This window comes from Nocardioides sp. (assembly GCF_044226305.1).
Classification (GTDB): domain Bacteria; phylum Actinomycetota; class Actinomycetes; order Propionibacteriales; family Nocardioidaceae; genus Nocardioides.
Genome location: NZ_JBGAHF010000001.1, coordinates 40,637 through 53,553, shown reverse-complemented (window position 1 = coordinate 53,553; position 12,917 = coordinate 40,637). Strand labels below are relative to the sequence as shown.

Below are 12,917 nucleotides of genomic sequence, written 5' to 3'. Positions count from 1 at the left end.
GGTGCGGCAGCGCCCGGTGACAGTCCTGCGACAGCGTCCGGTGACAGTAGGGTCGGCACCGTGGACGACGAGGCCCGGATGCGCGCACTGGGCAGCGAGGTGATGCGGCTGGCCCGGCGGCGGGCGACGTCGTACCCGGGCTCGGTGCTCGAGGACTCGGCGTTCCGGATCCTGCTGCTGCTCGTGGAGGAGGGGCCCAAGTCGCTGCGCGAGCTCGCCGAGGAGCTGCAGATCGAGCAGTCCACGATCAGCCGGCAGGTCGCGGCGGCGCTCGGTCACGGGTTGGTCGAGCGGTACGGCGGCGCGCCGCGCCTGGTGCGGCCGACCGACGCGGGCCGGGAGGCCTACCTCCACGACGGGCGGCTGCGGGGCGAGGTGTGGAGCCGGGCGGTCGCCGAGCTCGGCACCGAGCGTGGCGAGGCGCTGATCGCGGCGCTGCACGACTTCAACGACGCGCTGGACCGGGCTCACGCGGCGGTGCGCGCCTCCCGCTGAACGGGGGCGGGCGCGACGACCGCGCGCCGGGGGATGGTGGCGGCGATCGCGACGCCGAGGAAGGCCGCGACCGCGCCGGCGACGAAGCACAGCTGGAAGGCGCCCAGGGTGGGCACCTCGACGCCCGGGCCGAACGCCGTGGTGCGGCTGGTCAGGATGGTGCCCATCACCGCCGCGGCCAGGGTCGTGCCGACCGAGCGCATCAGCGCGTTGAGGCCGACGGCCGACGCCGCCTCACGGGTCGGCACCTCGTCCAGGATCAGGGTCGGCATCGCGGCGTACCCGATGCCGACGCCGGCGCAGGCCACGCAGGAGGCGACCAGCAGCTGCCAGGGTGCGGCCATCAGGAAGAACGCCACGAGGTAGCCGGTGCCGAGGACCGCGGCGCCGATCATCAGGGTGACCTTCGGGCCGATGGTGCGGATCAGCCGGCTGGAGACCGGGGCGAACAGCATCATCATCAGCCCGCCCGGTGCCATCCAGAGGCCGGCCTGGAGCAGCGTCTGGTCGAGCCCGTAGCCGGTCTCCGCCGGCATCTCGAGCAGCTGCGGGACGACGACGGACTGCGCCATCATCCCGAAGCCGATCGCGACCGCCGCGATGTTGGTCATCAGCACGGGCAGCTGCGCGGTGGTGCGCAGGTCGACCAGCGGCTCGTCCTGACGCAGCTCGAAGGCGCCCCAGACGACCAGTACGACCGCACCGGCGAGGATGGCGCCCAGGGTCCAGGCGTCGCCCCAGCCCCAGGTCGTGGCCTTCGAGATCCCGACGAGCAGGGAGACCAGGCCGACGCCGAGCCCGAGGACGCCGACCACGTCGAAGCGACCCGGCTGGGCGTCGTGCACGTGGGGCACCGCGAACCAGGTGAGCGCGGTGACGACCGCGGCCAACCCGGTGGCGACCCAGAACAGCGCGTGCCAGCTGCCGGCCTCGACGATCGCGGCGGACAGCGGCAGGCCGATGGCACCGCCGACGCCGAGCGTGGCGCTCATCGCGGCCACCGCCGTGGCGGTCAGCCGCGGCGGGGTGATCTCGCGCATCAGTGAGATGCCGACCGGGATGAAGCCCATCGCCATGCCCTGCATCGCCCGCCCCGCCAGCAGCGGCACCAGCGAGTCGGAGAGCGCACACACGAGCGACCCCGCGACGAGGATCGCCGAGGTGCCGACCAGCACGCGCTGCTTGCCGAACAGGTCCGCCAGGCGCCCGGCGACCGGCATCGAGACCGCGGCCGCCAGCAGGGTCACGGTGACGACCCAGGCGGTGTCGGCCGCCGAGGTGTCGAGCAGCCCGGGCAGCTTCGCCTGGATCGGGATGACGAGCGTCTGGGTGAGCGCCGCGGTCAGGCCACCGAAGCAGAGCACGGCGACGGCGAAGCGCGGGTGGCCGGCGGTCGGGGTGGAGAAGGACACGCATGCATCCTACATATGATTGCTCACGGCAACTATTCCGGTCGGTCCGTGGACCTGCCGCGTCAGCCGACCGCTGACGGCCCGCCGGCGGCGACCGCGCCGAGGATCTCGGCGAGCTCGTCGGGACGGGACCACATCGGCCAGTGCGAGGTGGGCAGGTCGACGTACGTCACGTCGGTCAGCTCGGTGAGCCCGGCGAGCCAGGGTGCACCCTCGGCCGCGGCCTTGCGGTACTCCGCCGCCGGGAACGCGGTCGCGACCACCAGCGACGGGACGGCCAGCCGGGCGTCGTTGGCGAGCTCGGGCGCCTCGCGCACCGGGCCGGCCGGCTCGGGCACCGCGCGCGCCCGGAACTCGGCGAGCTGCGCCTCCGAGATGCCGTCGAGGTTCTCGCCGAGCTCCTCCCACGTCGGCGCCAGCGGGAGCTCGGGGCCGGAGAGCCCCGGGTCGATGGCACCCCGTCCGGGGGCGGTGTCGACGTAGACGAGGGCCGCGATCCGGTCGGGCACCCGGTCGCTGGCGAGGTAGCCGGGCTGGCTGGCACCGCTGTGCACGGCGAGCACCACCGGCCGGTCGTGGCTCTCGATCGCGGCCACGATCGCGTCGGCCTGGTCGGCCAGCGACACGGAGCCGCGATCGGGGTGGTCGGGTTCGAGACCCGGCAGCGTGAGCGCGGTGACGGTGTGGCCGGAGGCGCGGAGCCGGTCGGCGACGCCGTCCCACGCCCAGGCGCCGAGCCACCAGCCGGGGACGAGGACGAGCGGGGCAGGAGAGTCGGTCATGGGACCCACCGTAGGGATTCCCGCCGACGGTCGGCCGGCTGCTAGCATGGCGCCGTACCGAGGTCCCGGCGCGAACGCCTGCGGCCGGCCCCGGTGGGAGCACACTCCGAGGGCGACCGTCTGACCGGTCGTGGCCAACACTCTCTTGCCGTGGCTCCCGAGTCGCTCGCGGTGGCCGCCCGGTCCGCGGGTGTCGTAGCACCGCAGCTCCACAGACCCGGGCACTCCGGAGGAGGGGTCCTTGGCTCGACAGGGCCAGCGCCAGTCGGCGAACCGTCGTACGCCCAACCGCAACCAGCGTCGGGGCCGTGCCCTCGACAACGAGGGCATCATCCCCGTGCTCGCCCGCGCCGTGCGCGAGGTCGAGACGGCGGTCCAGCGGGGCAGCGTCAACGGGTCGACCCGCACCAAGTTCCAGGTCGTCGCCCTGCTCGTGCGCGAGGAGCGCGCGAGCCTGAAGGCCGACACCGAGGCGACCGAGGCGCACCGTGCCGACCAGCTCAAGCGGCTCGACGGCATCGCGACCATCCTCGCCAAGACCGCGGCCCGCAACACGTCGCTGCTGGTGCTGCTGACCGAGGACGCCGAGATCTCCCAGGACGCGCACGACCTGCGCCGCCGGATGCTCGCCCAGGCCGGCATCGAGGTCTCGGAGGAGGAGGTCGTCGAGCCGGACCCGGCCGACGCGCCGGCCGCCACCAGCCGCCGGGTCGTCCCGCAGTCGGTCATCTCCCGGCAGCTCGCGAACCCCTTCCTGGTCCCCGACTTCACCCTCGCGCAGCAGGGCAGCGGCCGGGCCCGCCGGCTGGCGGGCTGGGAGCTGCTCGGTCCGCTGTTCCGCTCCTTCGAGTACGCCAGCAACGGCGTGTCCTGCATGCCGCTGCCCGAGCCGGAGGAGGTGCGCCTCCCCGACGGCCGCGAGCTGATGCGGCACCAGGCGCAGCTGGTCGCCGGCGCGGCCGACGGCCACCGCACGTTCCTGCTCGCCGACGAGCCCGGCCTCGGCAAGACCGCGCAGGCGCTGCTCGCAGCGCAGGCCGCCGACGCCTACCCGCTCCTGGTCGTGGTCCCCAACGTCGTCAAGATGAACTGGGCCCGCGAGGTCGGGCTGTGGACGCCCGAGAAGTCGGTGACCGTCATCCACGGCGACGGCGAGGACGTCGACGGCTACGCCGACATCTTCGTGGTCAACTACGAGATCCTCGACCGGCACGTCGGCTGGCTCGGCAACCACGGCATGCGCGGCATGGTGGTCGACGAGGCGCACTTCATCAAGAACAAGTCGTCACAGCGCTCGCAGCACGTCCTGCACCTCTCCGACCGGATCCGCAGCCGCTACGGCCGGCCGCTCCTGATGGCGCTGACCGGCACGCCGCTCATCAACGACATCGAGGACTTCCAGGCGATCTGGGAGTTCCTGGGATGGATCGACGAGAAGAAGCCGCTCGGCGGGCTCATGGACGCCCTCGAGGACACCGGGCTCACCCCGGCCGACCCGGGCTTCTACCCCAACGCCCGGCGCGCCGTGGTCGACATGGGCATCGTGCGGCGGCGCAAGATCGACGTCGCCGCCGACATCCCCGCCCGCCGGATCGCGGACCTCCCGGTCGAGCTCGACGACGAGGCCGGTCGCTCCATCCGCGAGGCCGAGCGCGAGCTGGCCCGGCGCCTGGTCGAGCGCTACGAGATGGCGCTGGCCACCCGCAAGGAGGGCCGCACGGTCGAGGGCATCGACCACGAGCTCGTGCGCCGCGTGGCGACGTGGGAGCGCGAGGACATGGACACCCGGTCCGGCGAGAACGTCTTCAGCATGATGCGGCGGATCGGCAAGGCGAAGGCCGGGCTGGCCGCCGACTACGCCGCCCAGCTGGCGCGCAGCGTCGGCAAGGTCGTCTTCTTCGCCAAGCACATCGAGGTCATGGACGCCGCGGAGGAGACCTTCGCCTCCCGCGGCCTGAGGTACTCCTCGATCCGCGGCGACCAGACCACGACGGTCCGCCAGCGCAACATCGACGCGTTCGTCGAGGACCCCGACGTCGCGGTCATCGTCTGCTCGCTCACCGCGGCCGGCGTCGGCGTCAACCTCCAGGTGGCCTCCAACGTCGTCCTCGCCGAGCTGTCCTGGACCGACGCCGAGCAGACCCAGGCGATCGACCGGGTCCACCGGATCGGGCAGGGCGAGCCGGTGACGGCCTGGCGGATCATCGCCTCGCAGACCATCGACACCCGGGTCGCCGAGCTCATCGACAGCAAGGCCGGCCTGGCCGCCGTCGCGCTGGACGGCTCCGACGAGGAGGTCGGCTCCTCGGTCGACGTCCAGCTCGAGGCGCTCGTCGCGCTGCTGACCCGGGCGCTCGAGGAGCGGCTCGCCGCCGACTGACGGGCACACTGGGTGAACCGCCCGGGCACCCTGCCCGTGACAGGGGTGGAGGTGTGATGGCGGAGAGCCCGGTGGTCACGATGACGCAGCTGCACGACGAGCACGCCGCTGCGCTCTGGGGCTACTGCCTGAGCCTGACCGGGCACGACCACGCCCGCGCGGAGGACGTCGTGCAGGAGACGATGCTCCGCGCCTGGCGCAAGCTCCCGACCCTGGACCGCACCGCCGGGTCGGTCCGGGCCTGGCTGTTCACCGTGGCGCGCAACATCGTGATCGACGAGTGGCGCACCAAGCGCGCCCGCAGCGAGCTCGCCGTCGCCGACGTGCCGGACCGGCCGACCGGCATCGAGGCCACCGACCAGCTGCTGCAGGCCTGGGTCGTGGCCGACGCGATCAGCCGGCTCTCGGACGACCACCGTGCCGTCCTCCTCGAGTGCTACTACCGAGGGCAGTCCGTCGCCGAGGCGGCGCGTCGCCTCGGCATCCCGGAAGGAACCGTGAAGTCCCGCACCCACTACGCCCTGCGCGCGCTCCGGCTCGCGCTCGAGGAGATGGGGGTCGTCGGATGAGCGGCTGCCCGCACTCCCACCTCGACGGCTCCTACGTCCTCGGCGCGCTCGCGCCCGAGGAGCGGCTCGCCTTCGAGCGGCACCTGGCCGGGTGCGCGTCCTGCTCGGCGTCGGTCCGCGACCTCGCCGGCCTCCCCGGGCTGCTGGCCCAGGTCTCGCCGGACGTCGTCGAGTCGGCGGTCGAGCCGGAGCCCGTGCCGCCGACGCTGCTGCCCCACCTGGTCCGCGAGGTACGCCGGCAGCAGCTGCGCCGGCGGTGGACGGTCGGCCTCGCCGCCGCTGCGGTGGTCGTCCTGCTGGGCGCCGGCACCGCCACCGTCGTCGCCGTGACGGGGGACGACCCCGGGGCGTCCCAGGCCGGCCTCTCGGCGACGCCCTCGCTGGCGCCGCCCCAGGAGATGGCGCAGGTCGACCAGACCGCCGTGCTCGGTGACCTCGCGCTGACCTCGGTCGCGTGGGGCACCAGGCTCGACCTCACCTGCACCTACGACGAGCCGGCGACGTCGTACCAGGACGAGCCGCACACCTACGCGCTCGTCGTCCACACGCGCGACGGCGGGTCGGAGCAGGTCGCGACCTGGTCCGCGCTGCCGGGCCGGACGATGCACCTGACCGGCGCCACGGCGCTGACGACGGCCGAGATCGCGTCGGTCGAGGTGCGCACCGAGACCGGCCGGCCGGTGCTCGAGCTCACGAGCTGAAGGCGCTCAGGAACCGGTCCCGGATCGCGCTCATCGGCCAGACCGGGGCGTCCGGCGAGGGGCGCAGCCCTGGCTCCCACTGCCGGCCGGCGAACCGCTGGACCACGGTGGGGTCGGTCGCGATGACCGAGACCGGGACGTCGTGCCCGGGGTCGGCCCCGGTGACGTACGAGTGCGGCTGGTGGTCGCCGAGGACGAGCAGCACCAGGTCCCGGTCCGGCTGCGTCTCCAGCCAGGAGACCAGCGTGCCCATCGTGTACTCCACCGACTGGCCGTAGAGGGTGCGCACGTCGGAGGAGTCCGGCTGGGTGCCGGTCGTCGCGAAGACCGACCCGTCGCCGACCTGGTCCCAGGGCACCGGGTCGGGTGACGGTGCCCACGGGTGGTGGCTGGAGACCAGGTCGATCTCCGCCATCACCGGGGCTCGGTCGGCCGGGTCGAGCTCGAGGCGCTGGAACGCGCTCAACGTGTACTGGTCCGGCACGAGGGCGTACCCGAACTGCGGTCCGGCGTAGCCGACGTCGCGGGAGTCGTAGATCCGGTCGAACCCGTAGAAGTCCTCGCCCTCCGGCCAGTCCCGGGTGTCGGCCGGGACGTCGAAGACCGTGCGCCAGCCGGCCTGGGAGAAGGCCGAGGTGAGCGTCAGCCGGTCGGCGCCGAGCAGCTGGTCGTAGCGACGCTGGCTGTCGACCCAGAGCCCCGACTGCGTGGTCGAGTGCGCCAGCCAGCTCGCCGCGCCGAAGGTCGGCGAGGTCAGGAAGCCGCTGCGGACGGCGTACCCGGCCCGGTGCAGGCGTCGGCTGCCGTCGTCGAGGACCCGGTCGACCCCGGGCGAGAACGACGAGTCCTGCACGGCCACGCGCCCGTAGCTCTCGACGAAGACGATCAGCACGTCGGTGCCGTGCAGGCGCTGGAGCAGCCGGTCGCGGGGCACGCCGGCCCACGGGTCGGCGGCGATCTGCCGGGCGAACTCCCGGCGGTCGGCGAGGTCCGCCCGCACCTGGGTGACCTCGTCGACCGCGAGGACGGCCGCGTTGGTCGAGCCGACCTGCACGAGGCCGGCCAGCGCGAGCACGCCGGCCAGCAGTGCCGCGCCCCGGCGGTGCCGCCCGGCGGTCCCGGTGACGCGGACGGTCGCGAGCGGGACGACGACCAGGACGGCGAGGACCACGACGACCGCCGCGACGGCGGTCGCGCGGGCCGCGGTCACCCCGATCGAGTCGCCGAGGACGCCCACGCCCGGGCCCAGGTAGACCCAGTCGGCGACCGGGTCGAACGGGCGGTCCATCACGGTCCGGAAGCCGACGTCGAACGCCTGGAGCACGACCAGGGCGCCGAGGAGCGCGCCGAGCGCGACGGCCGCCACCCGGCGTACCCGGCGCCAGGGCAGCAGGGCGAGCAGCAGCAGGAGGACCGCCTCGACCGGGAGTCGGAGCAGGTCGCCGGGGCGCTCGGGCAGCACCAGGGCCACCCAGACGACGCCGATCGCGGCGATCGTCCAGCCGCCGCCGACGGGGTACGGCAGGTCGACGGTCCGGGTCCGCCACAGCCACCACACGTCGCGGCCGAAGGACTCCGCCAGCAGCACCAGCGCGAGGAGCAGCAGCACCTCGCCGGCGGCGTGGGGGAGGAGCCCGGACAGCGCGACCGCGAGCACGACGCCCTGGACGGCGGCGACCACCTTGCGCCAGTAGCGCGGCGGCACCGGGCGGCGCAGCCACGGCAGCACCCGCTCGGCCAGCCAGAGGAGGTAGCGGGCCGCGCCGATCGCCAGCACCCACCAGCCGTACGACGGGGCTGCGTAGACGCTCAGCACCGCGATGAGGAACGCGTCGGTCTCCATGTCGAAGCGCGCCCCGGCCGCGGAGACCGTGCCGGTGCGACGGGCCACCTGGCCGTCGACCCAGTCCAGGGACAGGGCCACCACGACGAGCGCGACCCCTGGTCCGGTCGGACCGACCACCGCGACGACGACCGCGAGGGCGGCGCGGACCCCGGTGACGACGTTCGCCGGGTGGTGAACCTGGAGCACGGTGCCTCCGTCAGTGGAGTGTGACCAGTCGTACGGCGCCGGCATCGCCCGGGTTCACGGCAGCGGCCTTCTGGGTGCGCGAGCCCGGGGCCGGGGAGATCCGCGACGAGGTGCTGCCCGGGCCGGGGCCCGGCGAGGTGCTGGTGCGGACCCTGCACACCGGGGTGAGCCGCGGCACCGAGACGCTCGTCTTCCGGGGTGGGGTCCCCGAGGACCAGCGGGACCGGATGCGGGCGCCGTTCCAGGACGGCGACCTCCCCGGCCCGGTCAAGTACGGCTACCTCAACGTCGGCGTCGTCGAACGCGGGCCCGAGGCGCTGGTGGGGCGGACGGTCTTCTGCCTGCACCCACACCAGACGGCGTACGTCGTGCCCGTCGACGCCGTGGTCGCCGTGCCCGACGGGGTGCCGGCGCGGCGCGCGGTGCTCGCCGGGACCGTCGAGACCGCCGTGAACGCGCTGTGGGACCTCGGGCCGCTCGTCGGCGACCGGGTGACGGTCGTCGGCGCCGGCATGGTCGGCTGCTGCGTGGCCCGGCTCCTGGCGCGGATCCCCGGGACGGAGGTGACCCTCGTCGACGTCGACCCCGCCCGGGCGGCGGTCGCGGAGCAGCTGGGCGTCGCGTTCGAGTCCCCCGAGGACGCGACCGCCCAGCGGGACGCCGTCGTGCACACCAGCGCGACGGCGTCCGGTCTCCAGCTCGCGCTGGACCTGCTGGCGCCGGAGGGCACGGTGCTCGACCTGAGCTGGTACGGCGACCGGCGCGTCGACCTCGCGCTCGGCGGCGCCTTCCACTCCGGGCGGCTGACGCTGCGGTCCAGCCAGGTCGGGGCGGTCGCCCCCGCCCGCAGGTCCAGCCGCACCCACGCCGACCGGCTCGCGCTGGCGCTGCGGCTGCTGCGCGACCCCGCGTTCGACGTCCTGCTGACCGGCCAGTCGCCGTTCGCCGACCTGCCCGACGTGATGGCCCGCCTCGAGGCCGGCGCGCTGCCCGCGCTGTGCCACACGATCGCCTACCCGGGGACGGAGGTGGCCGGGTGTACACCGTGACCGTCCGCGACCACATGATGATCGCCCACAGCTTCCGCGGCGACGTGTTCGGCCCGGCGCAGCGGCTGCACGGCGCGACGTACGTCGTCGACGCGTCGTTCTCGGGGCCCGAGCTCGGGCCGGACGGGATCCTGCTCGACATCGGGGCCGCGACCGAGCTGCTGCACGAGGTGCTCGGAGAGCTGACCTACCGCAACCTCGACGACGACCCGGCGTTCTCGGGGACGAACACCTCGACCGAGGTGCTCGCCCGGACCGTGGCCGACCGGCTGGCCGTGCGCGCCACCGGGCTCGGGCCGGTGGAGCGCCTGGTCGTCACCCTGCACGAGTCCCACGTGGCGTGGGCCAGCTACGAGCGGGCCCTCTAGTGCGCCCGGCGGTCCACCTGGTGCGGCCGGCGGGCGTCGACGACCCGGCCCGCCCCTCGGGCGGCAACCGCTACGACCGGCAGGTCGCCGCCGGCCTCGGCGCCGTGGAGCACGCCTCGACCGCCACGGTGCCCGACGGTGCGCTGGCGCTGGTCGACGGGCTCTGCGCGACGCCGGGCCTGGTCGCGGAGGCGCGCCGGCTCCGGGTCGTCGTCCTCGTCCACATGCCGCGACCGGAGCCGTGGGAGGGCGAGGTGCTGCGGGCCGCGGCCGGTGTCGTCACCACCAGCCGCTGGACCCGCGACCTGCTGCTCGCCCGCGACGGCCTCGACCCCGACCGGGTCCACGTCGCCGAGCCCGGTGCCGACCCGGCCCCGCTCGCGCCCGGGTCCGCGGGCGGCGGCGCCCTGCTGACGGTCGGGGCGGTCACCGCCCTCAAGGGGTACGACGTGCTGGCGGCCGCCCTCGCCCGCCTCGACGACCTCGCGTGGACCTGCCACGGCGTGGGGTCGACGGCGATCGAGCCGGAGCTGGCCGGCCGGCTCGGGCCCCAGGTCCGGCTGACCGGTCCGATGACGCCCGCCGAACTGGGCACGACGTACGCGGAGGCGGACCTGCTGGTGCTCGCCTCGCGGGCGGAGGCCTACGGCATGGTCGTCACCGAGGCGCTGGCCCACGGACTCCCGGTCGTCGCGACCGACGTCGGTGGGGTCCGCGAGTCCCTCGGCGGCGGCGGGGTGCTGGTGCCGGCCGAGGACCCGGCCGCGCTCGCGGCCGAGCTGCGGCGCTGGCTGACCTCGGAGCAGCGGCGCGCCGAGCTGCGCGCGGCGGCCCGGGCCCGGCGCGCCGGGCTCGCCGGCTGGGACCGGACCGTGCGGCTGGTGGCCGACGCCCTGGAGGTGCTGTCGTGAGGTCGTCGGTGGTGACGGGGTGGGCGCCGGGGTGGGTGCCGGCGTGGGTGCGGCGCTGGTGGCGGGTGCTCGCCGGGGTCGCCGTGCTCGCCGTCGTCGTCCGGGAGGTCGGGACCGGTCCGTTCGTGGACGCGGTCGGCTCGACCGGGCCGGGACCGGTGGCCGCCGCCGTCGCGGTCACGGCGGTGACGACGCTCTGCTGCGCCTGGCGCTGGCGGGTGCTCGCGCGGCAGCTCGGTTCCGACGTGGGGCTGCGCGAGGCCGTGGCGGCGTACTACCGCTCCCAGTTCCTCAACGCCACGCTGCCCGGCGGCGTCCTCGGCGACGCGCACCGGGCGGTGCGGCACGGGGTGCGCGGCGTGGTCGCCGACCGCGGCTCCGGCCAGCTGGTGCAGGTCGCGGCTGCCGGCGCGGTGCTGCTGGTCGGTCCCGCGCCCTGGGCCGCGGCGCTGCTGGGCGTCGTCGTGCTGGTCGCCCTGGTGCGCTGGCCGCACGTGGTCGCGACGTCGCTGGTCTCCTCGGCCGGCCACGTCCTGGTGTTCCTGGTCGCGGCGCGGGCGGCCGGGACGGCGGCCTCGCTGTCCCAGCTGGTGCCGCTGGCGATGCTGGTGATGCTGGCGGCCGCGATCCCGCTCAACGTCGCGGGATGGGGGCCGCGCGAGGGCGTGGCCGCGTGGGCGTTCGCGGCGGCCGGACTGGGGGCCGCCCAGGGCGCCACGGTCGCGGTCCTCTACGGGGTGCTCGCCCTGGTGGCGACCCTGCCCGGGGCGGTCCTGCTCGCCCGGGGTGTGCTGACGAAGGGAGTGGTGGCGCGTGGGTGAGCGTCCGTACACGTTGCTGAGCTGCGGGATGTCGATCGACGGCTACCTCGACAGCGCCGGCGCGGACCGGCTGATCCTGTCCAACGAGGCCGACTTCGACCGGGTCGACGAGGTGCGCGCGGGGTGCGACGCGATCCTCGTGGGCGCGACGACGGTCCGCAACGACGACCCACGGCTGCTGGTGCGGCGAGCCGACCGGCGGATGGAGCGGGTGGCGCGTGGGCTGAAGCCGAGCCCGGTCAAGGTCACGGTGACCTGCGGCGCGGAGCTCGACCCGCACGGCCGGTTCTTCACCACCGGTGACGCCGAGAAGCTCGTCTACTGCCCGTCGTCCTCCGGACGCACGGCGCGGTCGCGGCTCGGGTCGGTCGCGACGGTCGTCGACGACGCGCCCCGGGTCTCGATGCGGGGCCTGTCCGCCGACCTGGCCGAGCGCGGGGTGCGCCGGCTGATGGTCGAGGGCGGCGGCACCATCCACACGCAGTTCCTCGCCGAGGACGTCGCCGACGAGCTCCAGCTCGTGGTCGCGCCGTTCTTCGTGGGTGACTCACGGGCGCGGCGGTTCGTCGACGACGGGCCGTTCCCGTTCCGCCCCGACCGCCCGGCCCGGCTCGTGGACGTGCGCCGGATCGGCGAGGTCGTGCTGCTGCGCTACGCGCTCTCCGACCGGTTCGAGGAGTCGGCGTGACCGCCTCGATCCGCACCTCCCTGGAGCTCCCGCTCCGGCTGCACGGCTGGGCCGGTGTCGCCGAGGTCGTCACCTTCGCCGGCCTCACCGACGGCGCGGAGCACCTCGCGATCCGGCTCGGCGAGCCCGGCGCCGTACCCCTGGTGCGGCTGCACAGCGAGTGCCTGACCGGTGACGTGCTCGGCAGCGAGCGCTGCGACTGCGGGCCCCAGCTGCACGAGGCGGTGCAGCGCATCGACGCCGACGGGGGCTACCTCCTCTACCTGCGCCAGGAGGGGCGCGGGATCGGCCTCTACGCCAAGCTCGACGCCTACGCCCTGCAGGACGAGGGGCTGGACACCTACGAGGCCAACCTGGCGCTCGGGTACGCCGCCGACGGCCGCGACTACACGGTCGCCGCCGAGATGCTCGAGGCGCTCGGCGTCCCGGCCGTCCGGCTGCTCACCAACAACCCGGACAAGGCCGAGCAGCTCGCGGCCCACGGCATCGACGTCGAGCCGGTCCCCACGGCCTTGCACCTGTCGTCGGCCAACGCCCGCTACCTGGCCGCCAAGGCCGACCGCGGGCACCGGCTCGGCCTCGGGCTGCTCAGCGACGCGGGCTGATCTCGGGCCCCGGCCGCCCCGGGACGTCATCCGAGCTGGTCGCCGGGGCAGCCACCTCGTATGACGTCCGACCGAGCCGCCCCGGGACGTCATGCGAGCTGGTC

General features: G+C 74.9%; 13 protein-coding genes. 10 read left to right on the top strand and 3 right to left on the bottom strand.

Annotation, left to right across the window (positions count from 1 at the left end; all coding sequences use genetic code 11):
• Positions 1-60 precede the first annotated feature (60 nt).
• The gene (locus ACILQ5_RS00300; protein ID WP_395655963.1) at positions 61-495 is read left to right on the top strand and encodes a MarR family winged helix-turn-helix transcriptional regulator; all 435 of its coding nucleotides are present in this window, start codon (positions 61-63) and stop codon (positions 493-495) included.
• On the opposite strand, the gene ACILQ5_RS00295 is transcribed toward ACILQ5_RS00300, so the two are convergent.
• Together ACILQ5_RS00295 and ACILQ5_RS00290 are read right to left on the bottom strand one after the other, a co-directional pair.
• Entirely contained in the window at positions 468-1,907 is a 1,440-nt protein-coding gene (locus ACILQ5_RS00295) for an MFS transporter (protein ID WP_395655962.1), read from the bottom strand. The genes ACILQ5_RS00300 and ACILQ5_RS00295 overlap by 28 nt on opposite strands.
• A 62-nt stretch (positions 1,908-1,969) precedes the next feature.
• Complete coding sequence (locus ACILQ5_RS00290) at positions 1,970-2,689, bottom strand: alpha/beta fold hydrolase (protein ID WP_395655961.1); 720 nt, start codon at positions 2,687-2,689, stop codon at positions 1,970-1,972.
• Positions 2,690-2,930: 241 nt separating this feature from the next.
• Here ACILQ5_RS00290 and ACILQ5_RS00285 point away from each other — a divergent pair, with 241 nt between their 5' ends.
• Genes ACILQ5_RS00285 through ACILQ5_RS00275 form a run of 3 tightly spaced genes read left to right on the top strand, consistent with a single transcriptional unit; the run spans position 2,931 to position 6,339 of the window.
• Positions 2,931-5,069, top strand: coding sequence for a DEAD/DEAH box helicase (locus ACILQ5_RS00285; protein ID WP_395655960.1), 2,139 nt, complete (start codon positions 2,931-2,933; stop codon positions 5,067-5,069).
• A gap of 56 nt (positions 5,070-5,125) precedes the next feature.
• Positions 5,126-5,638 carry a sigma-70 family RNA polymerase sigma factor gene (locus ACILQ5_RS00280; protein WP_395655959.1) on the top strand — a complete coding sequence of 171 codons (513 nt, stop codon included), beginning with the start codon at positions 5,126-5,128 and terminating at the stop codon, positions 5,636-5,638.
• Positions 5,635-6,339: an anti-sigma factor family protein gene (locus ACILQ5_RS00275; RefSeq protein WP_395655958.1), complete on the top strand. Its 705-nt coding sequence runs from the start codon at positions 5,635-5,637 to the stop codon at positions 6,337-6,339. The genes ACILQ5_RS00280 and ACILQ5_RS00275 overlap by 4 nt, the downstream gene beginning before the upstream one ends.
• On the opposite strand, the gene ACILQ5_RS00270 is transcribed toward ACILQ5_RS00275, so the two are convergent.
• A complete protein-coding gene (locus ACILQ5_RS00270) occupies positions 6,329-8,371 on the bottom strand; it encodes a CDP-alcohol phosphatidyltransferase family protein (RefSeq protein WP_395655957.1) in 2,043 nt (680 codons plus the stop codon). The two genes, ACILQ5_RS00275 and ACILQ5_RS00270, sit on opposite strands and share 11 nt — an antisense overlap.
• A 74-nt stretch (positions 8,372-8,445) precedes the next feature.
• Between ACILQ5_RS00270 and ACILQ5_RS00265 the strand changes: the two genes are divergently transcribed.
• From ACILQ5_RS00265 to ribA, 6 genes are read left to right on the top strand one after another with little or no spacing between them, the layout of a single operon-like run.
• Entirely contained in the window at positions 8,446-9,420 is a 975-nt protein-coding gene (locus ACILQ5_RS00265) for a zinc-binding alcohol dehydrogenase (RefSeq protein ID WP_395655956.1), read from the top strand.
• Positions 9,408-9,788: a 6-pyruvoyl trahydropterin synthase family protein gene (locus tag ACILQ5_RS00260; protein ID WP_395655955.1), complete on the top strand. Its 381-nt coding sequence runs from the start codon at positions 9,408-9,410 to the stop codon at positions 9,786-9,788. The genes ACILQ5_RS00265 and ACILQ5_RS00260 overlap by 13 nt, the downstream gene beginning before the upstream one ends.
• Positions 9,788-10,699, top strand: coding sequence for a glycosyltransferase family 4 protein (locus tag ACILQ5_RS00255; protein WP_395655954.1), 912 nt, complete (start codon positions 9,788-9,790; stop codon positions 10,697-10,699). The genes ACILQ5_RS00260 and ACILQ5_RS00255 overlap by 1 nt, the downstream gene beginning before the upstream one ends.
• Positions 10,696-11,520, top strand: coding sequence for a lysylphosphatidylglycerol synthase domain-containing protein (locus ACILQ5_RS00250; protein WP_395655953.1), 825 nt, complete (start codon positions 10,696-10,698; stop codon positions 11,518-11,520). Before ACILQ5_RS00255 ends, ACILQ5_RS00250 begins: the two co-directional genes overlap by 4 nt.
• Entirely contained in the window at positions 11,513-12,208 is a 696-nt protein-coding gene (locus ACILQ5_RS00245; RefSeq protein WP_395655952.1) for a RibD family protein, read from the top strand. Before ACILQ5_RS00250 ends, ACILQ5_RS00245 begins: the two co-directional genes overlap by 8 nt.
• Positions 12,205-12,813 (top strand): GTP cyclohydrolase II, encoded by a 609-nt coding sequence (gene ribA, locus ACILQ5_RS00240; RefSeq protein ID WP_395655951.1) that lies wholly within the window; start codon positions 12,205-12,207, stop codon positions 12,811-12,813. Before ACILQ5_RS00245 ends, ribA begins: the two co-directional genes overlap by 4 nt.
• Positions 12,814-12,917 lie beyond the last annotated feature (104 nt).

Excerpts from the sequence above, each read along its gene's own strand:
- ACILQ5_RS00275 (WP_395655958.1), top strand. The coding sequence starts at position 5,635 with ATGAGCGGCTGCCCGCACTCCCACCTCGACGGCTCCTACGTCCTCGGC.
- ACILQ5_RS00290 (WP_395655961.1), bottom strand. The coding sequence starts at position 2,689 with ATGACCGACTCTCCTGCCCCGCTCGTCCTCGTCCCCGGCTGGTGGCTC.
- ACILQ5_RS00280 (WP_395655959.1), top strand. The coding sequence starts at position 5,126 with ATGGCGGAGAGCCCGGTGGTCACGATGACGCAGCTGCACGACGAGCAC.